Genomic DNA, 25242 nt, shown 5'->3' on the forward strand with positions numbered 1-25242 from the left:
CCCCCTGCCCCTCCGACCCGTCCCCTCCCGTGGGTTGGGTGGAAGCCAGGCACGTTGGGGCGCGCGTCCGGTGGGCCCCTGTGGACTCTGGGCTGATGGGTGACCGTCAACTAACGGACGACCGGCAGGGGACCACTGAGGTCAGCCCCCACTCACCGTCTTCATAACCCCCAACGGGAGGGGGCGGGCCGGAGGGGGTGGTGTGCCGGACGTAAAGCGAAGCAGTCCGGCACACCACCCCCTCCGGCCCGTCACCGCACCCAACAGCCCCGCGCAGCGGACAACGCCCGCCGCCAGGCGACACGGCGCCGCACCCGACAACGTGGGAAGCCAGCCAAGCGCAGCGGACCGGCGCAAAAGCAGCGGCGAACCCCTACGACGGAAACGCCGGCTACGTGGGGCGCACCCCGCCGGAGGCGATAGCGTGACACGCCGTGACCACGTTTATCTGGATCGCCGCCGCGATCATCCTCATCGGCGTCTACCTGAGCTGGACGGCCGGCCGGCTCGACCGTCTGCACGCGCGGATCGACGCCGCGCGGGCGGCGCTGGACGCGCAGTTGTTGCGGCGGGCCTCGGTGGCGCAGGAGGTGGGGACCTCCGGGGTGCTCGATCCGGCGGCGTCGATCGTGCTCTACCAGGCCGCGCACGAGGCCCGGCAGGCGGAGGAGGAGCATCGGGAGGTCGCGGAGAGCGAGCTGAGCCAAGCGCTGCGGGCCGTCTTCGAGGACGAGGGGCAGCTGGAGGCGGTGCGGGAGGCGCCGGGCGGGGAGCGTACGGTCGTGGAGCTGACGGCGGCGGTGCGCCGGGTGCCGATGGCGCGCCGGTTCCACAACGACGCCGTACGGGCCGCGCGGGCGGTGCGCCGCCATCGGTTGGTGCGCTATCTGCGGCTGGCGGGGCACGCGCCGTTCCCGATGGCGTTCGAGATGGACGACGAGCCGCCGGCCGTCCTGGACGACCGCTCGGGGGGAAACTGAGCGACCACGGGGCGGAATCGGAACATCCGGATCCCGAGACGGCAGAGGTCGCAAGCCACTGGCCTCTAATTGGCCCTTTTCGCGGGGCACCTGCCAACGGTTGTGTGGGCGCCGAAGCGCAACCACCCGCACTGAGTGAGGTCAACGTGTCCAGCACGCCCACCACGCCCCAGACCCCCGAGACCGGAACCGCGCGCGTCAAGCGCGGCATGGCCGAGCAGCTCAAGGGCGGCGTGATCATGGACGTCGTCACGCCGGAAGAGGCGAAGATCGCCGAGGACGCCGGTGCCGTCGCCGTCATGGCCCTGGAGCGGGTCCCGGCCGACATCCGCAAGGACGGCGGCGTGGCCCGGATGTCCGACCCGGACATGATCGACGGCATCATCAACGCCGTCTCCATCCCGGTCATGGCGAAGTCCCGGATCGGTCACTTCGTCGAGGCGCAGGTGCTCCAGTCGCTCGGCGTCGACTACATCGACGAGTCCGAGGTCCTCACCCCGGCCGACGAGGTCAACCACTCCGACAAGTGGGCCTTCACCACCCCGTTCGTCTGTGGTGCCACCAACCTGGGCGAGGCCCTGCGCCGGATAGCCGAGGGCGCCGCGATGATCCGCTCCAAGGGCGAAGCGGGCACCGGCAACGTCGTCGAGGCGGTCCGCCACCTGCGCCAGATCAAGGGCGAGATCGCCAAGCTGCGCGGCTGCGACCACAACGAGCTGTTCGCCGCCGCCAAGGAGCTGCGCGCCCCGTACGAGCTGGTCAAGGAGGTCGCCGAGCTGGGCAAGCTGCCCGTCGTGCTGTTCTCCGCCGGTGGTGTGGCCACCCCGGCCGACGCCGCGCTGATGCGCCAGCTCGGCGCCGAGGGCGTCTTCGTCGGCTCCGGCATCTTCAAGTCCGGCGACCCGGCCAAGCGCGCCGCCGCGATCGTGAAGGCCACCACCTTCTACGACGACCCGAAGGTCATCGCGGACGTCTCCCGCAACCTGGGCGAGGCCATGGTCGGCATCAACTGCGACACCCTCCCCGAGGCCGAGCGCTACGCCAACCGCGGCTGGTAAGGACGCAGAAACTGATGAGCACCACTCCCACCATCGGTGTGCTGGCGCTCCAGGGCGACGTCCGCGAGCACCTCAGGGCGCTCGCGGACGCCGGCGCCCGGACGCTCCCGGTGCGCCGTCCCGAGGAGCTCGCCGAGGTCGACGGCCTGGTGATACCGGGCGGCGAGTCCACCACCATGTCCAAGCTGGCGGTCGCGTTCGGCATGCTGGAGCCGCTGCGCGCGTTCGTCCGGGCCGGCCGGCCGGTCTACGGCACCTGCGCCGGCATGATCATGGTCGCGGACAAGCTGCTGGACGCCCGGGAGGACCAGGAGACGCTCGGCGGCATCGACATGATCGTGCGCCGCAACGCCTTCGGGCGGCAGAACGAGTCCTTCGAAGCGGCCGTCGAGGTCGCCGGGATCGACGGCGGGCCGGTGGAGGGCGTCTTCATCCGGGCCCCGTGGGTCGAGTCGGTCGGCGCCTGCGCGGACGTCCTGGCGACGTACGGTGGACATACGGTGGCCGTGCGGCAGGGTAACGTCCTGGCCACGTCGTTCCACCCGGAACTCACCGGCGACCACCGCATCCACGCGTTCTTCGTGGACATGGTGCGTGCGGCGGCCTGACGCTCTCCCGGTAGGATCTGGGGCGATCGTTTTCTGAATGGGTTACGCGAAGGAGACAGGCGGATGTCCGGCCACTCTAAATGGGCTACGACGAAGCACAAGAAGGCCGTGATCGATGCCAAGCGCGGCAAGCTCTTCGCGAAGCTGATCAAGAACATCGAGGTCGCGGCGCGGATGGGCGGCGTCGACCTCGAGGGCAACCCGACGCTCTACGACGCCGTCCAGAAGGCCAAGAAGCAGTCGGTCCCCAACAAGAACATCGACTCCGCGATCAAGCGCGGTGGCGGTCTCGAGGCCGGCGGCGCCGACTACGAGACGATCATGTACGAGGGCTACGGCCCCAACGGCGTCGCCGTCCTGATCGAGTGCCTCACCGACAACCGCAACCGCGCGGCCTCCGACGTCCGCGTCGCGATGACCCGCAACGGCGGCTCGATGGCCGACCCGGGCTCGGTGTCGTACCTCTTCAACCGCAAGGGCGTGGTGATCGTCCCCAAGGGCGAGCTGACCGAGGACGACGTCCTGGGCGCGGTCCTGGACGCCGGTGCCGAGGAGGTCAACGACCTCGGTGAGTCCTTCGAGGTGCTCAGCGAGGCCACCGACCTGGTCGCGGTGCGCACCGCGCTCCAGGAGGCCGGTATCGACTACGACTCGGCCGAGGCCAACTTCGTCCCGACCATGCAGGTCGAGCTGGAGGAAGAGGGCGCGCGCAAGATCTTCAAGCTGATCGACGCGCTGGAGGACAGCGACGACGTCCAGAACGTCTTCGCCAACTTCGACGTTTCCGACGACGTCATGGCCAAGGTCGACGCCTGACGGCCGCGGGCTTACCGGTCGTACGACGGGCCGGCGGGGACACACCCCGCCGGCCCGTCGGTTTGTCAGTGGCAGCCACTAACCTGCAGGAACGTAAGGAACAGACGACCGAACGACGGCGAGGGGCGGGGCCCGATGAAGGTGCTGGGGGTGGACCCGGGGCTGACGCGGTGCGGGGTCGGCGTGGTGGACGGGGTCGCGGGACGGCCGCTGACCATGGCCGGCGTCGGCGTGGTGCGCACGCCCGCGGACGCGGACATCGCGCACCGCCTGGTGCTGATCGAGCGCGGCATAGAGGAGTGGCTCGACACCCACCGCCCCGAGTACGTCGCCGTGGAGCGGGTCTTCAGCCAGCACAACGTCCGCACGGTCATGGGCACCGCCCAGGCCAGCGCGGTCGCCATGCTGTGCGCCGCCCGCCGCGGACTGCCGGTCGCACTGCACACCCCCAGCGAGGTCAAGGCCGCGGTCACCGGCTCCGGCCGGGCCGACAAGGCGCAGGTCGGCGCCATGGTCACCCGCCTGCTGCGGCTCGCCGCGCCACCCAAGCCGGCCGACGCCGCCGACGCCCTGGCCCTGGCCATCTGCCACATCTGGCGCGCCCCCGCGGTCAACCGCCTCCAGCAGGCCCAGGCCGCGGCCCGCCGCACCCCCGTCCCCGCTCGCATGCTGAAGGGCTCCCGATGATCGCCTTTGTCTCCGGCCCGGTCGCGGCCCTCGCACCGGACGCCGCCGTCGTCGAGGTCGGCGGTGTCGGCATCGCCGTGCAGTGCACGCCGAACACCCTCTCCGGCCTCCGCCTCGGCGAGCGCACCAAGCTCGCCACCTCCCTCGTCGTGCGCGAGGACTCCCTCACCCTCTACGGCTTCGCCGACGACGACGAGCGGCAGACCTTCGAGCTGCTGCAGACCGCCAGCGGCGTCGGCCCCCGACTCGCCCAGGCGATGCTCGCGGTGCACGCGCCGGACGCGCTGCGGCTCGCGGTGTCCACGGGGGACGAGAAGGCGCTGACGGCCGTGCCGGGCATCGGCAAGAAGGGCGCGCAGAAGCTGCTGCTGGAGCTCAAGGACCGGCTCGGCGCGCCGGTCGGCGGCGCCCGTCCGGCGGCCGGGGCCGCGGCGCCGGCCGGCTGGCGCGATCAGCTGCAGGCCGCGCTGGTCGGCCTGGGCTATGCGGCGCGGGAGGCCGACGAGGCGGTCGCCGCGGTGGCGCCGCAGGCCGAGGCGGCGGCCGCCGAGGGCGGCACACCGCAGGTCCCGCAGCTGCTCAAGGCGGCCCTCAGGACCCTCAACCGGGCCCGATGACCGGCGCGCCCCGGCGCACCCGACCGTACGACCACGCAGGCGGCCCGGCCGCCCCGACCCCGCGAGGCAATCCGCAGTGAACTGGGACGACACCGCACCGTCCGCCGCCGACGAGACCGCCGGCGCCCCGGCTGACCGGCTGGTGGCGGCCGACGCCGATGGCGAGGAGAACGCCGTCGAGGCCGCGCTGCGGCCCAAGGACCTGGACGAGTTCGTCGGCCAGGAGCGGGTCCGCGAGCAGCTCGACCTGGTGCTGAAGGCCGCCCGGGCCCGCGGCGCCACCGCCGACCACGTCCTGCTGTCCGGGGCGCCCGGGCTCGGCAAGACCACCCTCTCCATGATCATCGCGGCGGAGATGGGCGCCCCGATCCGGATCACCTCCGGCCCCGCCATCCAGCACGCCGGCGATCTGGCGGCGATCCTCTCCTCCCTCCATGAGGGCGAGGTCCTCTTCCTCGACGAGATCCACCGGATGTCCCGGCCCGCCGAGGAGATGCTCTACATGGCGATGGAGGACTTCCGCGTCGACGTGATCGTCGGCAAGGGCCCGGGCGCCACCGCGATCCCGCTGGAGCTCCCGCCGTTCACGCTGGTCGGGGCCACGACCCGGGCGGGCCTGCTGCCGCCGCCGCTGCGCGACCGGTTCGGCTTCACCGGCCACATGGAGTTCTACGCCCCTGCCGAGCTCCAGCGCGTCATCCACCGCTCCGCCGGCCTGCTCGACGTGGAGATAGAGCCCGACGGCGCCGCCGAGATCGCCGGCCGCTCCCGTGGCACGCCCCGGATCGCCAACCGTCTGCTGCGCCGGGTCCGCGACTACGCCCAGGTCAAGGCCGACGGCGTGATCACCCGCGAGATCGCCGCGCAGGCCCTGGGGGTCTACGAGGTCGACGCCCGCGGCCTGGACCGGCTCGACCGCGCGGTGCTCACCGCCCTGCTCAAGCTGTTCGGCGGCGGCCCGGTGGGGCTGTCCACCCTCGCGGTCGCGGTGGGGGAGGAGCGTGAGACGGTCGAGGAGGTCGCCGAGCCGTTCCTGGTGCGGGAGGGCCTGCTGGCCCGGACGCCGCGCGGCCGGATCGCGACGCCGGCGGCCTGGGCGCACATGGGGATGGTGCCGCCGCAGGCGGCGGGCGGAGGCGGCCAGCCCGGCCTGTTCGAGACCTGACGGCGCGGAGACTCGCCCGGTCAGGAACTGCGGTGCGATGCTGGGCGTTGTTCCTGTGGTGCGGACTCGCTTAGACTCCGCCGATGCCGTCCGTAGGGCCGGCATACCCACCCCCGCTATACGAGACCGCCGACAGCAGCGGTCGTGCGAAGGATTTCCGTCCCGTGCCCAATATCGTGACTCTCCTCCCCTTCATCGTCCTCATCGGGGCCATGTTCCTGATGACGCGGTCCGCCAAGAAGAAGCAGCAGGCGGCCCAGCAGATGCGCAATGAGATGCAGCCCGGCACCGGCGTCCGGACGATCGGCGGCATGTACGCCACCGTGAAGGAAATCCACGAGGACACCGTCCTCCTGGAGGTCGCTCCCGGTGTGCACGCCATCTACGCCAAGAACGCCATCGGCGCGGTGCTCGCGGACGAGGAGTACAACCGCATTCTGGACGGTGCCGACCCGGTCGTCGCCGAGGAGCGCCCGGTCGTTCCGGACGACGTCTCGTCGCTGACCGGTGAAGGTGCCGACAAAGCCACCGAAAAGGGTGACAAGGCCGGCAAGATCGACCTGGGCAAGGCCGAGGGCGGCGAGGGCGCCGAGCCCGCCGCCGAGAAGGCCGACCAGGCCGACAAGGCCGAGGACGACCAGGCCGGCAAGGCCGACGAGCCGGCGGCCGACGAGGCCGAGGCCGCCAAGGACGGCAAGAAGACCGGCGACGCCGACGCGAAGTAGTCCGTTCCGTAGTAGGGACCGCGGCACGCCCCCGATCGGGCGCACCGCGGTTCCCGGACGGTCTAGGCTCCGGCGGGGGCACGTCCCCACAAGACTTCGTGGCCGCTCGGCAGACATCCCAGGCCGAGGGGTTGGACAGGGAGAAACGACAAGGTGGCAGCACCGAAGAAGGGCCGCAGGGCGCCCGCGAGCCAGGGGCATCCGGGGCGCACCCTGATCCTGATGCTGATCGCGATGGTGGCGCTGGTCGGAGGCATGTTCTACTCCGGCACACTGACCCCCCGACTGGGCATCGACCTCGCGGGCGGCACCAGCTTCACGCTGGCCGCGCAGAACCAGCCGGGCAAGCCCAACGCGATCAACGAGACCAACATGAACACCGCCGCCAGCATCATGGAGCGGCGGGTCAACGGTCTCGGTGTGACCGAGTCCGAGGTCCAGACGCAGGGCAGCAACCACATCATCGTGAACATCCCCAAGGGGACGGACGCGAAGCAGGCCCGGCAGCAGGTGGGCACCACCGCGCAGCTCGCCTTCCGGCCGGTGCTGACCACCGCCGCGGGCACCAAGACCCCCGAGCCCACGCCCAGCCCCTCCAAGGGCGGCAAGGACGGCGGCAAGGGCTCCCAGCAGAGCGCCTCGCCGACCCCGAGCGCCAGCCCCACCACGAAGGGCCGCGCGGTCACCGACGCGCTGAAGAAGCCGTCCGCCCCGCCGTCCGCCTCCGCCTCGGACAAGCCCTCGGCGCAGCCGACGCCCCCGGCCCCCGGCGGCGCGGACATCCCGCCCGCCCTGCAGAAGCAGTTCGCGGCGCTGAACTGCTCCACGAAGCAGAGCCTGGCCCAGGCCAATGAGCAGGCCGCCGGCGCCAAGCCCACCGACCCGGTCGTGGCCTGCAAGAACGACGGCGCCCAGAAGTACGTGCTCGGCCCGGTCGGGGTCGAGGGCACGGACGTCAAGGACGCCAAGGCCGTCTTCGACAGCCAGCAGGGCCAGGGCTGGATCGTCCAGATGGACTTCACCTCCGACGGCGGCAAGAAGTTCGCGGACGTCACCGGCAAGCTCGCCGCCAAGACGACGCCGCAGAACCAGTTCGCGATCGTGCTGGACGGCGCGGTGGTCTCCGACCCGCGCGTCAGCGAGCGGCTCAACGGCGGCAACGCCACCATCTCCGGCGGCTTCACCCAGCAGTCCGCCCAGGACCTCGGCAACATGCTGTCGTACGGCGCCCTGCCGCTCTCGTTCAAGATCGACGACGAGACCACGGTCACCGCGGCGCTCGGCGGCGAGCAGCTGCACGCCGGCCTGATCGCCGGTGCCATCGGCCTGGCGCTGGTCGTCGTCTACCTCGTCGCCTACTACCGGGGGCTGGCGCTGGTCGCGCTGGCGAGCCTGGGGGTCTCGGCGGTCCTGACCTACACGATCATGACGCTGCTCGGCCCAGCCATCGGCTTCGCGCTGAACCTCCCGGCGGTCTGCGGCGCCATCGTCGCGATCGGTATCACCGCCGACTCGTTCATCGTCTACTTCGAGCGCATCCGGGACGAGATCCGCGAGGGCCGCACGCTGCGCCCGGCCGTCGAACGCGGCTGGCCGCGGGCCCGGCGCACGATCCTGGTCTCCGACTTCGTGTCGTTCCTGGCCGCGGCGGTGCTGTTCGCCGTCACCGTCGGCAAGGTGCAGGGCTTCGCGTTCACGCTGGGCCTGACCACCCTGCTCGACGTGGTCGTGGTCTTCCTCTTCACCAAGCCGCTGATGACGCTGCTGGCCCGGCGGAAGTTCTTCGCCGAGGGCCACCCGTGGTCCGGGCTCGATCCCAAGCGCCTGGGCGCCAGGCCGCCGCTGCGGCGCCGTCGCACTGCCCCCACCCAGACGAAGGAGGCGTGAGATGTCCAAGCTCGGCAACCTCGGCGCCCGGCTCTACCGCGGTGAGGTCGGCTACGACTTCATCGGCAAGCGGAAGATCTGGTACGGCATCTCGATCCTGATCACCATCACGGCCATCGTCGGCCTGGCGGTGCGGGGCCTGAACTTCGGCATCGAGTTCTCCGGCGGCGCGGTCTTCACCACCCCGAAGACCTCGGTCTCCACCGCGGAGGCGCAGCACCACGCGGAGTCGGCCGCCCCCGGCCACCAGGCCATGGTGCAGAAGCTCGGCAACGGCACGCTGCGCGTCCAGATCAGCGGTCTGGACACCAAGCAGTCGCTGCCCGTCCAGGAGGAGATCGCCAAGGACCTCAAGGTCCCGGTCAAGGACGTCAACACCCAGCTGGTCGGCCCGAGTTGGGGCGAGCAGATCGCCGACAAGGCATGGCTGGGCCTGGGGATCTTCATGGTCCTGGTGGTGCTCTATCTGGCCGTCGCCTTCGAGTGGCGGATGGCGGTCGCCGCGCTGGTGGCCCTGATCCACGACCTGACGATCACCGTCGGCGTCTACGCCCTGGTCGGCTTCGAGGTCACCCCGGGCACGGTCATCGGTCTGCTGACGATCCTCGGCTACTCGCTCTACGACACCGTCGTCGTCTTCGACAGCCTGAAGGAAGCCGCCAAGGACATCACCAAGCAGTCCCGCTTCACCTACAGCGAGATCGCCAACCGCAGCATCAACGGCACCCTGGTGCGCTCGATCAACACCACGGTCGTGGCGCTGCTGCCGGTCGCCGGTCTGCTCTTCGTCGGCGGCGGCGTCCTGGGCGCGGGCATGCTCAACGACATCTCGCTGGCGCTGTTCGTGGGTCTGGCCGCCGGTGCCTACTCCTCGATCTTCATCGCGACGCCGATGGTCGCCGACCTGAAGAACGGCGAGCCGCAGATGAAGGCGCTGGCCAAGCGGGTCGCCGCCAAGCGGGCCTCGGCCGCTGCCAAGGAGGCGGCCCGCCAGGAGGAGGCCGGCGAGGCGGAGGCCGAGGACGCCGCGGTCGTCGGCCCGCGCTCGCAGCCCGCGGCCCGCAACCGCAACCGCGGACGCACCTCCGGGAAGCGCCGATGAGCGCCCCCGCCGAGCTGCGCGAGCTGCTCCTCAGCCGGATCTCGGACGTGCCGGACTACCCGCAGCCGGGCGTGGTGTTCAAGGACATCACCCCGCTGCTCGCCGACCCGGCCGCGTTCGGCGCGCTGACCGGCGCCTTCGTCGACCTGTGCCGGCGCTTCCGGGTGGACAAGGTCGTGGGCCTGGAGGCCCGCGGCTTCATCCTCGCCGCGCCGGTGGCGGTGGCCGCCGGTATCGGGTTCGTCCCGGTCCGCAAGGCCGGCAAACTGCCCGGCGCCACGCTCGGCCAGGCGTACGAGCTGGAGTACGGCACCGCCGAGATCGAGATGCACGCCGACGCGCTGGCGCCCGGCGACCGGGTCCTGGTGATCGACGACGTGCTGGCCACCGGCGGCACCGCGGACGCCTCGCTGCAGCTCATCCGGCGGGCCGGCGGCGAGGTGGCGGGCTTGGCGGTGCTGCTGGAGCTGGGCTTCCTGGCCGGCCGGCAGCGGCTGGACGCGAGCCTGAAGGGCGCTCCGCTGGAGGCCCTGATCACGGTCTGAGCCGGCCGCCGGCCTCGTCCGGCACTTCTGGCGACGGCGGGGGCATCCGGAACATTCCGGGTGCCCCCGCCGCTGTGTCATGTACGGACCCTTGGCCGCGCGGCAGTCATGGCCACGGGCTCGATACCATGGCACCCCGGCCGCTTCGAGGCCCTGGGGTCCGTACCCGCATGAGGAGTGCCCTTGCCAGACGAGGCCCAGCCGCTCTCCCCCGGACCGCGTCCGACGGGAACCCCCGCCGTGCGTCCGGACGAGCCGAAGCCGCAGCCCGCGGTTTCCTCCGACGCGCCGAAGCCCGAGCGGCAGGGCGCGGCCGACGGCAGCGCCGCGCCCCCCGCGCCCCAGGCCCCCGCCGGCCGGTCCCGCCCGGCCCCCGTGCCGCAGCCGCCGGCCAAGCCGCTGCAGACCGCCCCGGGCGGCCGCTCCGGCTCGCCGAACCGCGTCCGGGCCCGGCTGGCCCGTCTGGGCGTCCAGCGCTCCAGCCCGTACAACCCCGTCCTGGAGCCGCTGCTGCGGGCCGTCCGCAGCAACGACCCCAAGATCGAGACCGCCACGCTGCGTCAGGTCGAGCGGGCCTACCAGGTCGCCGAGCGCTGGCACCGCGGCCAGAAGCGCAAGAGCGGCGACCCGTACATCACCCACCCGCTCGCCGTCACCACCATCCTCGCCGAGCTGGGCATGGACCCGGCGACGCTGATGGCCGGGCTGCTGCACGACACCGTCGAGGACACCGAGTACGGCCTCGACACCCTGCGCCGGGACTTCGGCGACCAGGTCGCGCTGCTCGTCGACGGCGTCACCAAGCTGGACAAGGTCAAGTTCGGCGAGGCCGCGCAGGCCGAGACGGTCCGCAAGATGGTCGTCGCCATGGCCAAGGACCCGCGCGTCCTGGTCATCAAGCTCGCCGACCGGCTCCACAACATGCGCACCATGCGCTACCTCAAGCGGGAGAAGCAGGAGAAGAAGGCCCGCGAGACCCTGGAGATCTACGCCCCGCTGGCGCACCGGCTGGGCATGAACACCATCAAGTGGGAGCTGGAGGACCTCGCCTTCGCGATCCTCTACCCCAAGATGTACGACGAGATCGTCCGGCTGGTCGCCGAGCGCGCGCCCAAACGGGACGAGTACCTCGCGATAGTGACCGACGAGGTCCAGGCCGATCTGCGGGCCGCCCGCATCAAGGCCACCGTCACCGGCCGCCCCAAGCACTACTACAGCGTCTACCAGAAGATGATCGTGCGCGGCCGCGACTTCGCCGAGATCTACGACCTGGTGGGCATCCGTGTCCTCGTCGACACCGTCCGGGACTGCTACGCGGCCCTGGGCACCATCCACGCGCGGTGGAATCCGGTCCCCGGCCGGTTCAAGGACTACATCGCGATGCCCAAGTTCAACATGTACCAGTCGCTGCACACGACGGTGATCGGTCCCAACGGCAAGCCCGTCGAGCTCCAGATCCGCACCTTCGACATGCACCGGCGCGCCGAGTACGGCATCGCCGCGCACTGGAAGTACAAGCAGGAGGCGGTCGCCGGCGCCTCCAAGGTGCGCACCGACGCGCCCAAGGGCACCGGCAAGGGCGCCGGCCAGGACACCGTCAACGACATGGCCTGGCTGCGGCAGTTGCTGGACTGGCAGAAGGAGACCGAGGACCCGGGCGAGTTCCTGGAGTCGCTGCGCTTCGACCTCTCCCGCAACGAGGTCTTCGTCTTCACGCCCAAGGGCGACGTGATAGCGCTGCCGGCCGGCGCCACCCCGGTCGACTTCGCCTACGCGGTGCACACCGAGGTCGGCCACCGCACCATAGGGGCGCGGGTCAACGGGCGACTCGTCCCGCTCGAATCGACGCTGGACAACGGCGACTTGGTGGAGGTCTTCACCTCCAAGGCGCCCGGCGCGGGCCCGTCCCGTGACTGGCTGAGCTTCGTGAAGTCGCCGCGCGCCCGCAACAAGATCCGCGCGTGGTTCTCCAAGGAGCGCCGCGACGAGGCCATCGAGCAGGGCAAGGACGCCATCGCCCGCGCGATGCGCAAGCAGAACCTCCCGATCCAGCGCATCCTGACCGGCGACTCCCTGGTCACCCTCGCGCACGAGATGCGTTACCCGGACATCTCCTCGCTCTACGCCGCCATCGGCGAGGGCCATGTCGCCGCGCAGGGCGTCGTCCAGAAGCTGGTGCAGGCGCTCGGCGGGCAGGACGAGGCCACCGAGGACATCGCCGAGTCGACGCCGATCCGGCCGCGCTCCAAGCGCCGCTCCAGTGCCGACCCGGGCGTGGTCGTCAAGGGCGTGGACGATGTGTGGGTCAAGCTCGCCCGCTGCTGTACGCCGGTGCCGGGCGACCCCATCATCGGCTTCGTCACTCGCGGCAGCGGCGTCTCGGTGCACCGCGCCGACTGCGTCAACGTGGACTCGCTCTCCCGGCAGCCGGAGCGGATCCTGGAGGTCGAGTGGGCGCCGACCCAGTCGTCGGTCTTCCTCGTCGCGATCCAGGTGGAGGCGCTGGACCGCTCGCGACTGCTGTCGGACGTCACCCGGGTCCTGTCCGACCAGCACGTCAACATCCTCTCCGCCGCCGTGCAGACCTCCCGCGACCGGGTCGCCACCTCCCGCTTCACCTTCGAGATGGGCGACCCCAAGCACCTGGGCCATGTCCTGAAGGCGGTCCGGGGTGTCGAAGGGGTCTACGACGTCTACCGCGTGACCTCGGCCCGCCGGCCCTGAGCGCCCAGGCACACACGGGAACGGCCCGCCGGGAAACCCCGGCGGGCCGTTCCTTATGGCACCTCAGCCACGCTGCCGCAAGATCAACCCCCGAACTCCTCAAGGCCCTTGAGCGCCTGGTCCAGCAGCGCCTTGCGGCCCTCCAGCTCACGGCCGAGCTTGTCGGCCTTGGCGGTGTTGCCGGCCGCCCGGGCCTGGTCGATCTGCTTCTGGAGCTTGTCGACGGCGTCCTGGAGCTGACCGGTCAGCCCCGCGGCGCGCGCCCGCGCCTCGGGGTTGGTCCGCCGCCACTCGGCCTCCTCGGCGTCCTGGATGGCCCGCTCGACGGCGTGCATCCGGCCCTCGATCTTGGGGCGGGCGTCCCGCGGCACATGGCCGATGGCCTCCCACCGCTCGTTGATCCCCCGGAACGCGGCCCGGGCCGCCTTCAGGTCGGTGACCGGGAGCAGCTTCTCCGCCTCGGCGGCCAGCTCCTCCTTGCGGGTGAGGTTCTCCCGCTGCTCGGCGTCGCGCTCCGCGAAGACCTCGCCGCGCGCCTGGAAGAAGACGTCCTGGGCGCCGCGGAAGCGGTTCCACAGGTCGTCCTCGTGCTCGCGCTGGGCGCGGCCGGCGGCCTTCCACTCCTGCATCAGCTCGCGGTAGCGGGCGGCGGTGGTCCCCCAGTCCGTGGAGCCGGACAGCGACTCGGCCTCGGCGACCAGCTTCTCCTTGGCCTTGCGGGACTCCTCGCGCTGCGCGTCCAGCGAGGCGAAGTGCGCCTTGCGGCGCTTGGAGAACGCCGACCGGGCGTGCGAGAAGCGGTGCCACAGCTCGTCGTCGGTCTTGCGGTCCAGCCGCGGCAGGCCCTTCCAGGTGTCCACCAGCGACCGCAGCCGCTCGCCGGCCGCCCGCCACTGCTCGCTGCCCGCCAGCTCCTCGGCCTCGGCGACCAGCTTCTCCTTGGCCTGCCGGGCCTCGTCGGTCTGCCGGGCCTTGGCCGCCCGGCGCTCCTCGCGCCGCGACTCGACCACGCCGACCAGCGTGTCCAGCCGCTTGCCCAGCGCCTCCAGATCGCCCACCGCGTGGTGCTCGTCGACCTGCCGGCGCAGGTGGTCGATGGCGGTCTGGGCGTCCTTCGCCGAGAGGTCGGTGGTCCTGATCCGCCGTTCCAGGAGGTCGATCTCGACGACCAGGCCCTCATACTTGCGCTCGAAGTAGGCGAGGGCCTCTTCGGGAGTGCCCGCCTGCCACGATCCGACGACCTGCTCGCCGTCGGCGGTACGCACGTACACGGTCCCCGTCTCATCGACGCGGCCCCATGGGTCGCTGCTCACAGCGCCTCCTCCACATGATGCCGGCCCGGGCCCGCGGCCCCCGGCATCGTCCACAGTTTCTGTCCGGCGGGCAGCGCCCGGCCGGTCCGACGGGCTGACTTGCGGTGCGGGTGGCAGGCCGTCGGAGCAGGCACCCTACACAACGCCAATCTAGGCGACCGGCGGTCGGCTGTCCGCATCCAGCACGACCGAAATTGCAGCGAGGACGACCGAATGCGCCCCCTCCCGGCCACCGCCGATCAGGATTTCCCGACCGTTGCCCCGTTGATGACGACGGTGGCGTTGGGAGCGGTGTTGCCGGTCTCCGGTTCGGGGTGCGAACCGGCCTCGGCGATCTTCTTCAGCACGTCCGTCCCGCCGGTGATCCGGCCGAACGGCGTGTAGTTCGGGGGCAGCTGGCTGTCCTGGTAGACGAGGAAGAACTGACTGCCGCCGGAGTTACGGGTCTTGGGGTCCTTGCCGTCGTAGCGGTTGGCCATCGCGACCGTGCCCGCCGGGTACACATCGCCCTTGAGCCGGGGGTCCTTGAGGTTCTCGTCGGGGAGGGTGTAGCCGGGCGTGCCCTCGCCGGTGCCCTTCGGGTCGCCGCACTGCAGAACGTAGATGTGCTGGTCGACCAGGCGGTGGCAGCGGCTGTGGTCGAAGTAGCCCTGGCCCGCCAGGAAGGCGAAGGAGTTGACGGTGTGCGGCGCCTTGGCCGCGTCCATGGTGAACGTGATCCGCCCGCAGGTGGTGGCCAGCCGGGCGGTGTACGACGCCGAGGTGTCGATCGCCATCGCCGGCTCCTTCGGCCAGGTCTTCGTCGACGGTGCGCCCTTGGCGGGGCGGGCGCACGGGTCGGCCGGCGAGGCCGCGGCGTCGGTGCGGTCCTGCCCGCCGCCGAGGAGCGTGACCGAGGCGTAGGCGGTGGCGCCCGCGGCCAGGGCGACGGCCACCACGCCCGCGACGATCACGTTGCGGCGCTTGGCCCGCCGCGTGGACTCGGTCCGCCGCTGCTGCTGGCGCGCGTACTTCTCCCGGGCGAGCTCGCGCCGCCGCCGGTCCTTGCTGGCCACCGGTCGCCTCCTTGTCCTTGAGCGTCGATCGCTGCCGTCGGGCCCCGCCGCCGCAACTCCCGTCCGCCGCCGGTCCTCCGGGCGGGCGGCCGGCGTCCGGTGACAGGGCCCTGCCGTGGCCGTACCGTATACGGGTTCGCCCTGCCGGGAGTCCCGCCGGTAGGCTCTGGAGCTGCCGAGATGTTCCGGGCGCGGCCCCGCGGGCCGCCCCCGCCGATCTTTAAGGACGAACGTGCTGATTGCCGGGTTCCCCGCCGGGGCCTGGGGCACCAACTGCTATCTGGTCGCCCCCGCCGCCGGCGAGGAGTGCGTGATCATCGACCCGGGCCACCAGGCGGCCCCGGGAGTCGAGGACGCGCTCAGGAAGCATCGGCTCAAGCCCGTCGCGGTGATCCTCACCCACGGCCACATCGACCACGTGGCGTCCGTCGTCCCGGTGTGCGGTGCGCACGACGTCCCCGCCTGGATCCACCCCGAGGACCGCTACATGATGAGCGACCCGGAGAAGGCCCTCGGCCGCTCCATCGGTCAGCCGCTCATGGGCGAGCTGACGGTGGGCGAGCCGGACGACGTCAAGGACCTGGCCGACGGCAGCGTCCTGGAGCTGGCCGGGCTGGAGTTCTCGGTCGCCCACGCCCCGGGCCATACCAAGGGGTCGGTGACCTTCCGGATGCCCGAGCAGGCCGACGTTCCGCCGGTCTTCTTCTCGGGCGACCTGCTGTTCGCCGGCTCCATCGGACGCACCGACCTGCCGGGCGGCGACCACGCCGAGATCCTCCGGTCGCTGGCACGCGTGTGCCTGCCGCTGGAGGACTCCACCGTCGTCCTGTCCGGCCACGGCCCCCAGACCACCATCGGCCGCGAACGCGCCACCAACCCCTTCCTCCGGCAGGTGGCCGCCGGCCTCGGAGACGGCACCCGTACCGCCGCTCCGCGACGAGGATTGTGACGAGAACCTTCCGTGAGCACCTTTCAGGCACCCAAGGGCACCTACGACCTGATCCCGCCGAACTCCGCGACGTATCTCGCGGTGCGCGAGGCGATCGCCGCACCGCTGAGGAACTCCGGCTACGGCTACGTCGAGACGCCCGGCTTCGAGAACGTCGAGCTGTTCGCCCGCGGTGTCGGTGAGTCCACCGACATCGTCACCAAGGAGATGTACGCCTTCGAGACCAAGGGCGGCGACAAGCTCGCGCTGCGCCCCGAGGGCACCGCCTCCGTACTGCGCGCCGCGCTGGAGGCCAACCTCCACAAGGGCGGCAACCTCCCCGTCAAGCTCTGGTACTCCGGCTCGTACTACCGCTACGAGCGCCCGCAGAAGGGCCGTTACCGGCACTTCTCGCAGGTCGGTGCCGAGGCGATCGGCGCCGAGGACCCGGCGCTGGACGCCGAGCTGATCATCCTGGCCCACCAGGCGTACCGCTCGCTGGGCCTGCGCGACTTCCGCATCCTGCTGAACTCGCTCGGCGACAAGGAGTGCCGTCCCGTCTACCGTGCCGCGCTCCAGGAGTTCCTGCACGGGCTCCAGCTGGACGAGGACACCCGCCGCCGGATCGAGATCAACCCGCTGCGGGTGCTGGACGACAAGCGCGAGGCCGTCCAGGAGCAGCTGATCGGCGCGCCGATGCTGCGCGACTACCTCTGCGAGGCGTGCAAGACCTACCACGAGCAGGTCCGCGAGCTGCTGACCGCGGCGGGTGTGGCTTTCGAGGACGACCCGAAGCTGGTCCGCGGCCTGGACTACTACACGCGCACCACCTTCGAGTTCGTCCACGACGGCCTGGGCTCGCAGTCCGCGGTGGGCGGCGGCGGCCGTTACGACGGCCTGTCGGAGATGATCGGCGGCCCCGCGCTGCCGTCCGTCGGCTGGGCGCTGGGCGTGGACCGCACGGTGCTGGCCCTGGAGGCCGAGGGCGTCACCCTCGACATTCCGGCCGCCACCTCCGTCTACGCCGTCCCGCTCGGCGAGGAGGCCCGCCGGGTGCTGTTCGGCAAGGTCACCGAGCTGCGCCTGGCCGGCGTCGCCACGGACTTCGCCTACGGCGGCAAGGGCCTGAAGAACGCCATGAAGTCCGCCAACCGCTCCGGTGCGCGGCTGGCCCTGGTGGCCGGCGAGCGGGATCTGGCCGAGGGCGTGGTCCAGCTCAAGGACCTGGTGAGCGGCGAGCAGACCCCGGTCGCGCTGGACGCGGTGGTCGAGGAGGTCCGGCGGGCGCTGGCCTGAGCCGGACGCGGCAGACCCCGAGGGCCCGGACGGCGGTGTGCCGTCCGGGCCCTTGTGTCAACGGCCGCGTCAACGGCCGGGCGGGGCATGACCCCGGATCGGTGCGGAGCACCCCGGGTGCACAGGCAGGTGCGGCACAATGAAGGACGCGGCCGGTTCCGCCGGCCGACCGACACCTCCCACGGGACCGACGGAACGGCCATATGACGACGACAGCGCTTGACGACGTGTCCACCGACGACGACCGCGCGAGCGCCGCGCAGCCCACCGGCTCCGGTCGCGCCCTCGCCCTGCTCCTGGTGATCACCGGCGCACTCGGCGGACTGGCCTCCTGGGTCATCACCCTCGACGAGTTCGCGCTGCTGAAGGACCCGAACTTCAAGCCGGCGTGCAGCTTCAACCCGATCATCTCCTGCGGCAGCGTCATGCAGAGCAAGCAGGCGGCGGTCTTCGGCTTCCCGAACCCGATGATGGGCCTGGTCGGCTTCGGCCTGATCATCACGATCGGCATGGCCCTGCTGGCGGGGGCCCGTTTCCGCCGCTGGTACTGGCTCGGGCTGAACGCCGGCACCGGCCTCGCCGCGGTCTTCTGCATGTGGCTGATGACCCAGACGCTGTACAGCATCAACGCGCTGTGCCTGTGGTGCACGCTGACCTGGTGCGCCGTGATCCTGATGTTCTGGTACACCACCGTGCACAACCTCAAGCACGGCCTCATCCCGGCGCCCCGGGCGCTGCGCAACGCGGTACTGGAGTTCCACTGGGTCGTCCCGGTGCTCTGGTACGGCGTGATCGGGCTGCTGATCCTGACCCGCTGGTGGTCGTACTGGAGCAGCCTGCTCTGAGCCCCGGAGCCGTCCTGGAGCGGCCCGGAACCGTCCGGAATCCGTCCCCGCCCCGGCCCGCCGACCTCGGCGGCCGGGGCGTTGTCAGTGGGGTGGCATAGGCTCCGTAGACGTGGAGCCCGACCTGTTCACCGCCGCCGCGGAAGCCCGTCAGGAGAAGGACCCCGCCGGGTCCCCTCTCGCCGTACGCATGCGCCCCCGCACCCTCGACGAAGTCGTCGGCCAGCAGCACCTGCTCAAGCCCGGCTCGCCGCTGCGGCGGCTGGTCGGCGAGGGCGCCGGAGGACCGGCGGGGCCGTCGTCGGTCTTCCTGTGGGGTCCGCCCGGCATCGGCAAGACGACCCTGGCGTACGTCGTCAGCCAGGCGACCAACAAGCGCTTCGTCGAGCTCTCCGCGATCACCGCCGGCGTCAAGGAGGTCCGCGCGGTCATCGACGGCGCCCGCCGCGCCTCGGGCGGCTACGGCAAGGAGACCGTCCTCTTCCTCGACGAGATCCACCGCTTCAGCAAGGCCCAGCAGGACTCCCTGCTGCCCGCGGTGGAGAACCGCTGGGTCACGCTGATCGCCGCCACCACCGAGAACCCGTACTTCTCGGTGATCTCCCCGCTGCTCTCCCGCTCCCTGCTGCTGACGCTCGAACCGCTCACCGACGACGACCTGCGCGGCCTGCTGCGCCGGGCGCTGACCGACGAGCGGGGCCTGGGCGGGGCGGTCGTCCTCCCTGAGGACACCGAGTCCCATCTGCTGCGGATCGCGGGCGGCGACGCCCGGCGGGCGCTGACGGCCCTGGAGGCCGGCGCCGGCTCCGCGCTGGCCAAGGGGGAGCAGGAGATCACCCTGCGGACGCTGGAGGAGGCGGTCGACCGCGCGGCGGTGAAGTACGACCGGGCCGGCGACCAGCACTACGACGTCGCCAGCGCGCTGATCAAGTCCATCCGCGGTTCCGACGTGGATGCCGCGCTGCACTATCTGGCGCGGATGATCGAGGCCGGGGAGGACCCCCGGTTCATCGCCCGCCGGCTGATGATCTCGGCGAGCGAGGACATCGGCCTGGCCGATCCGTCGGCGCTGCAGACGGCGGTGGCGGCCGCCCAGGCGGTGGCGCTGATCGGCTTCCCCGAGGCCCGGATCACGCTGAGCCAGGCCACCATCGCGCTCGCCCTCGCCCCGAAGTCGAACGCCGCGTATCTGGCGATAGACGCCGCGCTGGCGGACGTCCGCGCCGGCAAGGCCGGGCCGGTGCCCCCGCATCTGCGCGACAGTCACTACCAGGGCGCCCAGAAGCTGGGCCACGGCAAGGGCTACCAGTACCCGCACGACCTGCCGGGCGGCATCGCGGCCCAGCAGTACGCCCCCGACGCGGTGCACGGCACGCGCTACTACACCCCCACCCGGCACGGCGCCGAGGCGCGCTACGCCGAGGTCGCCGAGCGGGTCCGGGCCCGGCTGCGCGGCGAGAGCGGCGAGAGCGGAGACTGACGGGGCCGGGCGCCGCGGCCGGTTCAGTCGGCCGCGGCCTCGAAGAGGACGTGCATCGCCCGGCGCAGCTCGGCGACGTCCCGGACGGGCTCGGGGAAGTCGAAGCGGGCGTCGAAGGTCCGCCGCACGCCGTCCGTCCCGCCGTCCCCCTGGGGCCGTTCCCCGGTTCCCCGGACGAAGCGGACCCGCAGCCCGAAGCGGTCCAGGCCCACCGGCACGGCCTGGTCGCGCAGCCCGCAGACCTCGTCGCCGCGCTCGCCGAGCAGCGCGCACAGCCCCCGGACCTGCGCGGAGTGGGCGGCGTGCAGGTGCTGGAGCAGCTCCGCCTCGTGGGAGACCAGCGGGTCGGGCGCCGCGGCGGCGAACTCCTCCGGTTCGAAGGACTCCGCGCCCCACAGGTCGTCCACGGCGCCCTCGCCGACCTCCAGGCGCAGCAGCATCCAGGCGGGCCGCCCGTACTGGCCCGGCACGGGGTCCGGTGCCAGTGCCTCACTGATGCCCAGCAGCTCGCCGACCGGATGCCGCTCGGCGAGCAGCATCGCGGCCCGGGCCCGCTGCTCGTTGCGTACGGGGGTGAGCCAGCCGGCGACCCAGGCGCGGCCGCGGATGCGGTGGGGCACCGCGACCGGTGCCACATCCGTGATCTCCATCACGGCGGGCAGGTCGTCGTCCTGGGCGTGTGCGGCGGCCCGGGCGGCCGCTGAGTCCCCAGGAACCAGGAGCAGCACGTCTCCTTCGGGAGTCACGGTCCGGCAGACGGGAGCCGAGAGGCCGGTCTCGTCCGGATCCTCGACTCCGGGGATGTCCAGCGACGCCATACCATGGGATTCGACGAGAGTTCGTACGCGCTCAGCCGCCGAGGGCCGCTGGGCGTCTTCCACGGGACGCGGCTGACCCGTCCCGGTGCGGTTCGCGCCGGGCAGGGGGATCCCAGGTCGAAACATGCGTTCTCCTCGCGCTAAGGTAAGCCTCACCTAACTTACATGGAGGAACGTTCCACGTGAACCAGTCGCGTCCCAAGGTCAAGAAGTCCCGTGCGCTCGGCATCGCGCTGACGCCGAAGGCCGTCAAGTACTTCGAGGCCCGTCCCTACCCGCCCGGCGAGCACGGCCGTGGCCGCAAGCAGAACAGCGACTACAAGGTCCGGCTGCTGGAGAAGCAGCGTCTGCGCGCTCAGTACGACATCAGCGAGCGCCAGATGGTCCGCGCCTACGACCGCGCTCGGAAGGTCGAAGGCAAGACGGGCGAGGCCCTGATCGTCGAGCTTGAGCGCCGTCTGGACGCGCTCGTCCTGCGTTCGGGCCTGGCCCGGACGATCTACCAGGCCCGCCAGATGGTGGTCCACGGCCACATCTCGGTGAACGACCGCAAGGTCGACAAGCCGTCCTTCCGCGTCCGCCCCGGCGACGTGGTGATGGTCCGCGAGCGCAGCCGCGACAAGCACCCCTTCCAGGTGGCCCGCGAGGGCGGCTACGCCCCCGACGGCGAGACCCCGCGCTACCTGGAGGTCAACCTCCAGGCCCTGGCGTTCCGCCTGGACCGGGACCCCAACCGCAAGGAGATCCCGGTGATCTGCGACGAGCAGCTCGTCGTCGAGTACTACGCCCGCTGATCCACCGGGCCGGCGCACCGCTCAGCCCGCCGACTCCCCTCCGTTCGCGGACGGGGAGGCGGCGGGCCGGCGCGTTTCCGGGCGGAAATCCCTGGCTCCCGGCCGGCCGTCGGGCCGGCGGTCAACTGCCGGACGGCGGCGCCGAGTTCCCACGTCGGCGACCCCGCCCGCCCCACGGAGCGCATGCGCGCCGCCACGGACCGTGGAACCGGCCCCTGCGGTGCCGCGGGACGGAACGGCAACGCGGTACGGACGGACAGTCACGGCGCGATAAGGTCAAGGTTGCCGTTCGAGCAGGACGAGACCAGACCAGAGCAGACCAGTCGGAGAGTGGTGCCAGCGTGTCCGGTGGAGAGGTGGCCGGGATCCTCGTGGCCGTCTTCTGGGCGATCCTCGTGTCGTTCCTCGCCCTCGTACTGGTGAGGCTCGCGCAGACCCTCAAGGCGACCACCAAGATGGTGACCGAGGTGACCGAGCAGGCCGTGCCGCTCCTCGCCGACGCCTCCGAGACCGTCCGCTCCGCGCACAGCCAACTCGCCCGCGTCGACGCCATCGCCGCCGACGTCCAAGAGGTCACCGCCAACGCCTCCGCGCTCTCCTCGACCGTCTCCTCCGCCTTCGGCGGGCCGCTGGTCAAGGTCGCGGCGTTCGGCTACGGCGTGCGCCGCGCGATCGGCAAGAAGGGCCTGCCCGAGCCGGACCGCACCGTCATCGTCGGCCGCACCCTGCCCGGCGCCCGCCGCGGCGGGCGCCGCTCCCGTCGCTCCAAGGACTGATCACCGCGATGTTCCGCCGCGCATTCTGGTTCACCACCGGCGCCGCCGCCGGGGTGTGGGCCACCAACAAGGTCCACCGCAAGCTGCGCAAGCTGCAGCCCGACAGCCTCGCCGCCCAGGCCGCGGACAAGGCCGTCGAGACCGGACACCGGCTGCGCCAATTTGCATTGGACGTACGGGCCGGAATGTCGGACCGTGAAGAGCAACTGCACGACGCGCTCGGGCTCGCGGAGCCCGCCGAGGTGCGTGAGCTGCCCGCGCCGCGCCGTGCGGTGCAGCAGGTGCAGCAGACGTCCCACCGAACCACGAGAACCCCCGGACTGACCGGACCGACCGGAAATGAGGACCACTGATGGAGTCGGCTGAAATCCGCCGCCGCTGGCTGCGCTTCTTCGAAGAGCGCGGGCACACCGTCGTGCCGTCGGCGTCGCTCATCGCGGACGACCCGACGCTGCTCCTGGTCCCGGCGGGCATGGTCCCCTTCAAGCCGTACTTCCTCGGCGAGGTCAAGCCCCCCTTCAAGACCGCCACCAGCGTCCAGAAGTGCGTCCGCACGCCGGACATCGAAGAGGTCGGCAAGACCACCCGGCACGGCACGTTCTTCCAGATGTGCGGCAACTTCTCCTTCGGCGACTACTTCAAGGAAGGCGCCATCAAGTACGCCTGGGAGCTGCTGACGTCTCCCGTGGCGGAGGGCGGCTACGGCCTGGAGCCCGAGAAGCTCTGGATCACCGTCTACCTCGACGACGACGAGGCCGAGCGCATCTGGCACGAGGTCGTCGGCGTGCCCAAGGAGCGCATCCAGCGCCTGGGCAAGAAGGAGAACTACTGGTCCATGGGCGTCCCGGGCCCCTGCGGCCCGTGCTCGGAGATCAACTACGACCGTGGCCCCGAGTTCGGCGTCGAGGGCGGCCCGGCCGTCAACGACGAGCGCTACGTGGAGATCTGGAACCTGGTCTTCATGCAGTACGAGCGCGGCGCGGGCACCGGCAAGGAGGACTTCGAGATCCTCGGCGAGCTGCCGTCGAAGAACATCGACACCGGCCTCGGCCTGGAACGCCTCGCGATGATCCTCCAGGGCGTCCGCAACATGTACGAGACCGACACCCTGCGCGTCGTGATCGACAAGGCAGGCGAGCTCACCGGCGTCCGCTACGGCGCCGCCGACGACTCCGACGTCTCGCTGCGCGTGGTCGCCGACCACATGCGCACCTCCACCATGCTCATCGGCGACGGCGTCACCCCCGGCAACGAGGGCCGCGGCTACGTCCTGCGCCGCATCATGCGCCGCGCCATCCGCAACATGCGGCTGCTGGGCGCCACCGGCCCGGTCGTCGGCGAGCTGCTCGATGTGGTCATCCGCACGATGGGCCAGCAGTACCCGGAGCTGCTGGAGGACCGCAAGCGGATCGAGACGGTCGCCCTCGCCGAGGAGGCCGCCTTCCTCAAGACCCTCAAGGCCGGCACCAACATCCTCGACACCGCCGTCACCGAGACCAAGGCCGGCGGCGGCACGGTCCTCCCCGGCGACAAGGCGTTCCTGCTCCACGACACCTGGGGCTTCCCGATCGACCTCACCCTCGAAATGGCCGCCGAGCAGGGCCTCTCGGTGGACGAGGACGGCTTCCGCCGCCTGATGAAGGAGCAGCGGGAGCGCGCCAAGGCCGACGCCCAGGCCAAGAAGCACGGCCACGCCGACATGTCGGCCTACCGCGAGATCGCCGACACCGCCGGCGCCTCGGTCTTCACCGGCTACACCGACACCGAGGGCGAGTCCACCGTCGTCGGCCTGGTGGTCAACGGCGCCTCGGCCCCGGCCGCCCACGAGGGCGACGAGGTCGAGGTCGTGCTGGACCGCACGCCGTTCTACGCCGAGGGCGGCGGCCAGCTCGCCGACACCGGCCGCATCAAGCTGGACAACGGCGCCGTCGTCGAGGTGCGCGACGTCCAGCAGCCGGTCCCCGGCGTCCTCGTCCACAAGGGCGCGGTGCAGGTCGGCGAGGTGGTGCTCGGCGCCGCCGGGTACGCCGTCATCGACGTCCAGCGCCGCCGGGCCATCGCCCGCGCGCACAGCGCCACCCACCTCACCCACCAGGCGCTGCGCGACGCCCTGGGCCCGACGGCCGCCCAGGCCGGCTCGGAGAACTCCCCGGGCCGCTTCCGCTTCGACTTCGGTTCGCCGACCGCCGTGCCCGGCTCGGTCCTCACCGACGTCGAGCAGAAGATCAACGACGTCCTCGCCCGCGAACTCGACGTGCACGCCGAGGTCATGAGCATGGACGAGGCCAAGAAGCAGGGCGCCATCGCCGAGTTCGGCGAGAAGTACGGCGAGCGGGTCCGCGTGGTCACCATCGGCGACTTCTCCAAGGAGCTGTGCGGCGGTACGCACGTCCACAACACCGCCCAGCTGGGCCTGGTGAAGCTGCTCGGCGAGTCCTCCATCGGCTCCGGCGTGCGCCGGGTCGAGGCCCTGGTCGGTGTGGACGCCTACCGGTTCCTGGCCCGTGAGCACACCGTCGTCTCGCAGCTCACCGAGCTGGTCAAGGGCCGCCCGGAGGAGCTGCCGGAGAAGATCTCCGGTGTCCTGGCCAAGCTGAAGGACGCCGAGAAGGAGATCGAGAAGTTCCGCGCCGAGAAGGTGCTGCAGGCCGCGGCCGGGCTGGCCGAGGGCGCCCAGGACGTCCGCGGGGTGGCCCTGGTCGCCGCCCCGGTCCAGGACGGTACCTCCGCCGACGACCTGCGCAAGCTCGTCCTCGACGTGCGCGGCCGGATCCAGGGCGACCGCCCCGTCGTGGTGGCCCTCTTCACCGTCGCCAACGGCCGCCCGCTGACGGTCATCGCCACCAACGAGGCCGCCCGCGAGCGCGGCATCAAGGCCGGCGACCTGGTCCGCACCGCGGCCAAGACGCTCGGCGGCGGTGGCGGCGGCAAGCCGGACGTCGCCCAGGGCGGCGGGCAGAACGCCGCCGCGGTGCCCGAGGCCGTCGAGGCTGTCCGGCGCCTGGTGTCCGAGGCGGCCTGAC

Annotated in this window: 23 protein-coding genes; 20 read left to right on the forward strand and 3 right to left on the reverse strand. The window is 71.7% G+C overall.

The features are described 5' to 3' along the window. The first annotated feature begins 434 nt into the window (after positions 1-434). The 12 genes from B073_RS0119700 to B073_RS0119755 all read left to right on the forward strand — a co-directional run bounded on the left by B073_RS0119700 (position 435) and on the right by B073_RS0119755 (position 12914). Positions 435-980 (forward strand): hypothetical protein, encoded by a 546-nt coding sequence (locus B073_RS0119700; RefSeq protein ID WP_018539800.1) that lies wholly within the window; start codon positions 435-437, stop codon positions 978-980. 146 nt (positions 981-1126) lie between these two features. Beyond that, positions 1127-2038 (forward strand): pyridoxal 5'-phosphate synthase lyase subunit PdxS, encoded by a 912-nt coding sequence (gene pdxS / locus B073_RS0119705; protein WP_018539801.1) that lies wholly within the window; start codon positions 1127-1129, stop codon positions 2036-2038. Between the two features lie 14 nt (positions 2039-2052). Next, positions 2053-2646, forward strand: a complete 594-nt coding sequence (pdxT, locus tag B073_RS0119710) for a pyridoxal 5'-phosphate synthase glutaminase subunit PdxT (RefSeq protein WP_018539802.1) — start codon at positions 2053-2055, stop codon at positions 2644-2646. Positions 2647-2709: 63 nt separating this feature from the next. Then, positions 2710-3462 (forward strand): YebC/PmpR family DNA-binding transcriptional regulator, encoded by a 753-nt coding sequence (locus B073_RS0119715; protein WP_026247539.1) that lies wholly within the window; start codon positions 2710-2712, stop codon positions 3460-3462. A 135-nt stretch (positions 3463-3597) separates the two neighbouring features. Beyond that, positions 3598-4149 carry a crossover junction endodeoxyribonuclease RuvC gene (gene ruvC, locus B073_RS0119720; protein WP_018539804.1) on the forward strand — a complete coding sequence of 184 codons (552 nt, stop codon included), beginning with the start codon at positions 3598-3600 and terminating at the stop codon, positions 4147-4149. Further along, a complete protein-coding gene (gene ruvA, locus B073_RS0119725; RefSeq protein ID WP_018539805.1) occupies positions 4146-4766 on the forward strand; it encodes a Holliday junction branch migration protein RuvA in 621 nt (206 codons plus the stop codon). The genes ruvC and ruvA overlap by 4 nt, the downstream gene beginning before the upstream one ends. 76 nt (positions 4767-4842) lie before the next feature. After that, positions 4843-5931 carry a Holliday junction branch migration DNA helicase RuvB gene (ruvB, locus tag B073_RS0119730; protein ID WP_018539806.1) on the forward strand — a complete coding sequence of 363 codons (1089 nt, stop codon included), beginning with the start codon at positions 4843-4845 and terminating at the stop codon, positions 5929-5931. A 212-nt stretch (positions 5932-6143) separates the two neighbouring features. Continuing rightward, positions 6144-6656: a preprotein translocase subunit YajC gene (gene yajC / locus B073_RS0119735; protein WP_051094105.1), complete on the forward strand. Its 513-nt coding sequence runs from the start codon at positions 6144-6146 to the stop codon at positions 6654-6656. A gap of 153 nt (positions 6657-6809) precedes the next feature. Beyond that, a complete protein-coding gene (gene secD / locus B073_RS0119740) occupies positions 6810-8543 on the forward strand; it encodes a protein translocase subunit SecD (protein ID WP_018539808.1) in 1734 nt (577 codons plus the stop codon). Between the two features lies 1 nt (position 8544). Further along, positions 8545-9645, forward strand: a complete 1101-nt coding sequence (gene secF, locus B073_RS0119745; RefSeq protein WP_018539809.1) for a protein translocase subunit SecF — start codon at positions 8545-8547, stop codon at positions 9643-9645. Next, positions 9642-10190, forward strand: a complete 549-nt coding sequence (locus B073_RS0119750) for an adenine phosphoribosyltransferase (RefSeq protein WP_018539810.1) — start codon at positions 9642-9644, stop codon at positions 10188-10190. Before secF ends, B073_RS0119750 begins: the two co-directional genes overlap by 4 nt. 183 nt (positions 10191-10373) lie before the next feature. Further along, entirely contained in the window at positions 10374-12914 is a 2541-nt protein-coding gene (locus B073_RS0119755; RefSeq protein WP_026247541.1) for a RelA/SpoT family protein, read from the forward strand. A gap of 83 nt (positions 12915-12997) precedes the next feature. Here B073_RS0119755 and B073_RS0119760 read toward each other — a convergent pair whose 3' ends face one another. Then, on the reverse strand, positions 12998-14227 hold the full coding sequence (locus tag B073_RS0119760) for a DUF349 domain-containing protein (protein WP_026247542.1): 1230 nt from the start codon (positions 14225-14227) through the stop codon (positions 12998-13000). A 239-nt stretch (positions 14228-14466) separates the two neighbouring features. After that, positions 14467-15282: a peptidylprolyl isomerase gene (locus B073_RS0119765; protein WP_018539813.1), complete on the reverse strand. Its 816-nt coding sequence runs from the start codon at positions 15280-15282 to the stop codon at positions 14467-14469. Positions 15283-15514: 232 nt separating this feature from the next. Here B073_RS0119765 and B073_RS0119770 point away from each other — a divergent pair, with 232 nt between their 5' ends. The 4 genes from B073_RS0119770 (at position 15515) to B073_RS0119785 (ending at position 19831) form a co-directional block, all read left to right on the forward strand. Next, on the forward strand, positions 15515-16231 hold the full coding sequence (locus B073_RS0119770; RefSeq protein WP_018539814.1) for an MBL fold metallo-hydrolase: 717 nt from the start codon (positions 15515-15517) through the stop codon (positions 16229-16231). Between the two features lie 12 nt (positions 16232-16243). Further along, positions 16244-17506: a histidine--tRNA ligase gene (hisS, locus tag B073_RS0119775; protein ID WP_018539815.1), complete on the forward strand. Its 1263-nt coding sequence runs from the start codon at positions 16244-16246 to the stop codon at positions 17504-17506. Between the two features lie 203 nt (positions 17507-17709). Further along, a complete protein-coding gene (locus B073_RS0119780) occupies positions 17710-18351 on the forward strand; it encodes a vitamin K epoxide reductase family protein (RefSeq protein ID WP_018539816.1) in 642 nt (213 codons plus the stop codon). 112 nt (positions 18352-18463) lie between these two features. After that, positions 18464-19831 carry a replication-associated recombination protein A gene (locus B073_RS0119785; protein ID WP_018539817.1) on the forward strand — a complete coding sequence of 456 codons (1368 nt, stop codon included), beginning with the start codon at positions 18464-18466 and terminating at the stop codon, positions 19829-19831. Positions 19832-19854: 23 nt separating this feature from the next. Here the strand turns inward: B073_RS0119785 and B073_RS0119790 are convergent, their stop codons facing one another. Beyond that, positions 19855-20649, reverse strand: coding sequence for a DUF2470 domain-containing protein (locus B073_RS0119790; RefSeq protein ID WP_018539818.1), 795 nt, complete (start codon positions 20647-20649; stop codon positions 19855-19857). A 182-nt stretch (positions 20650-20831) separates the two neighbouring features. Here B073_RS0119790 and rpsD point away from each other — a divergent pair, with 182 nt between their 5' ends. The 4 genes from rpsD (at position 20832) to alaS (ending at position 25241) form a co-directional block, all read left to right on the forward strand. Continuing rightward, positions 20832-21443, forward strand: a complete 612-nt coding sequence (rpsD, locus tag B073_RS0119795) for a 30S ribosomal protein S4 (RefSeq protein WP_018539819.1) — start codon at positions 20832-20834, stop codon at positions 21441-21443. Positions 21444-21799: 356 nt separating this feature from the next. Then, positions 21800-22219: a DUF948 domain-containing protein gene (locus B073_RS0119800; protein WP_018539820.1), complete on the forward strand. Its 420-nt coding sequence runs from the start codon at positions 21800-21802 to the stop codon at positions 22217-22219. An 8-nt stretch (positions 22220-22227) separates the two neighbouring features. Beyond that, positions 22228-22572: a DUF6167 family protein gene (locus B073_RS0119805; RefSeq protein ID WP_018539821.1), complete on the forward strand. Its 345-nt coding sequence runs from the start codon at positions 22228-22230 to the stop codon at positions 22570-22572. Then, positions 22572-25241: an alanine--tRNA ligase gene (gene alaS, locus B073_RS0119810; protein ID WP_018539822.1), complete on the forward strand. Its 2670-nt coding sequence runs from the start codon at positions 22572-22574 to the stop codon at positions 25239-25241. Before B073_RS0119805 ends, alaS begins: the two co-directional genes overlap by 1 nt. The last annotated feature ends 1 nt before the right edge of the window (position 25242 follow it).

It is taken from the genome of Streptomyces sp. MspMP-M5, from assembly GCF_000373585.1.
GTDB lineage: Bacteria > Actinomycetota > Actinomycetes > Streptomycetales > Streptomycetaceae > Streptomyces.

What these genes read in the sequence shown, in the direction of transcription:
- B073_RS0119805 (WP_018539821.1), top strand. Translation starts at nt 22,228, where the DNA reads ATGTTCCGCCGCGCATTCTGGTTCACCACCGGCGCCGCCGCCGGGGTG.
- B073_RS0119750 (WP_018539810.1), top strand. Translation starts at nt 9,642, where the DNA reads ATGAGCGCCCCCGCCGAGCTGCGCGAGCTGCTCCTCAGCCGGATCTCG.
- B073_RS0119790 (WP_018539818.1), bottom strand. Translation starts at nt 20,649, where the DNA reads ATGGCGTCGCTGGACATCCCCGGAGTCGAGGATCCGGACGAGACCGGC.
- ruvA (WP_018539805.1), top strand. Translation starts at nt 4,146, where the DNA reads ATGATCGCCTTTGTCTCCGGCCCGGTCGCGGCCCTCGCACCGGACGCC.
- ruvC (WP_018539804.1), top strand. Translation starts at nt 3,598, where the DNA reads ATGAAGGTGCTGGGGGTGGACCCGGGGCTGACGCGGTGCGGGGTCGGC.
- yajC (WP_051094105.1), top strand. Translation starts at nt 6,144, where the DNA reads ATGTTCCTGATGACGCGGTCCGCCAAGAAGAAGCAGCAGGCGGCCCAG.
- secF (WP_018539809.1), top strand. Translation starts at nt 8,545, where the DNA reads ATGTCCAAGCTCGGCAACCTCGGCGCCCGGCTCTACCGCGGTGAGGTC.
- pdxT (WP_018539802.1), top strand. Translation starts at nt 2,053, where the DNA reads ATGAGCACCACTCCCACCATCGGTGTGCTGGCGCTCCAGGGCGACGTC.
- alaS (WP_018539822.1), top strand. Translation starts at nt 22,572, where the DNA reads ATGGAGTCGGCTGAAATCCGCCGCCGCTGGCTGCGCTTCTTCGAAGAG.
- B073_RS0119715 (WP_026247539.1), top strand. Translation starts at nt 2,710, where the DNA reads ATGTCCGGCCACTCTAAATGGGCTACGACGAAGCACAAGAAGGCCGTG.
- B073_RS0119780 (WP_018539816.1), top strand. Translation starts at nt 17,710, where the DNA reads ATGACGACGACAGCGCTTGACGACGTGTCCACCGACGACGACCGCGCG.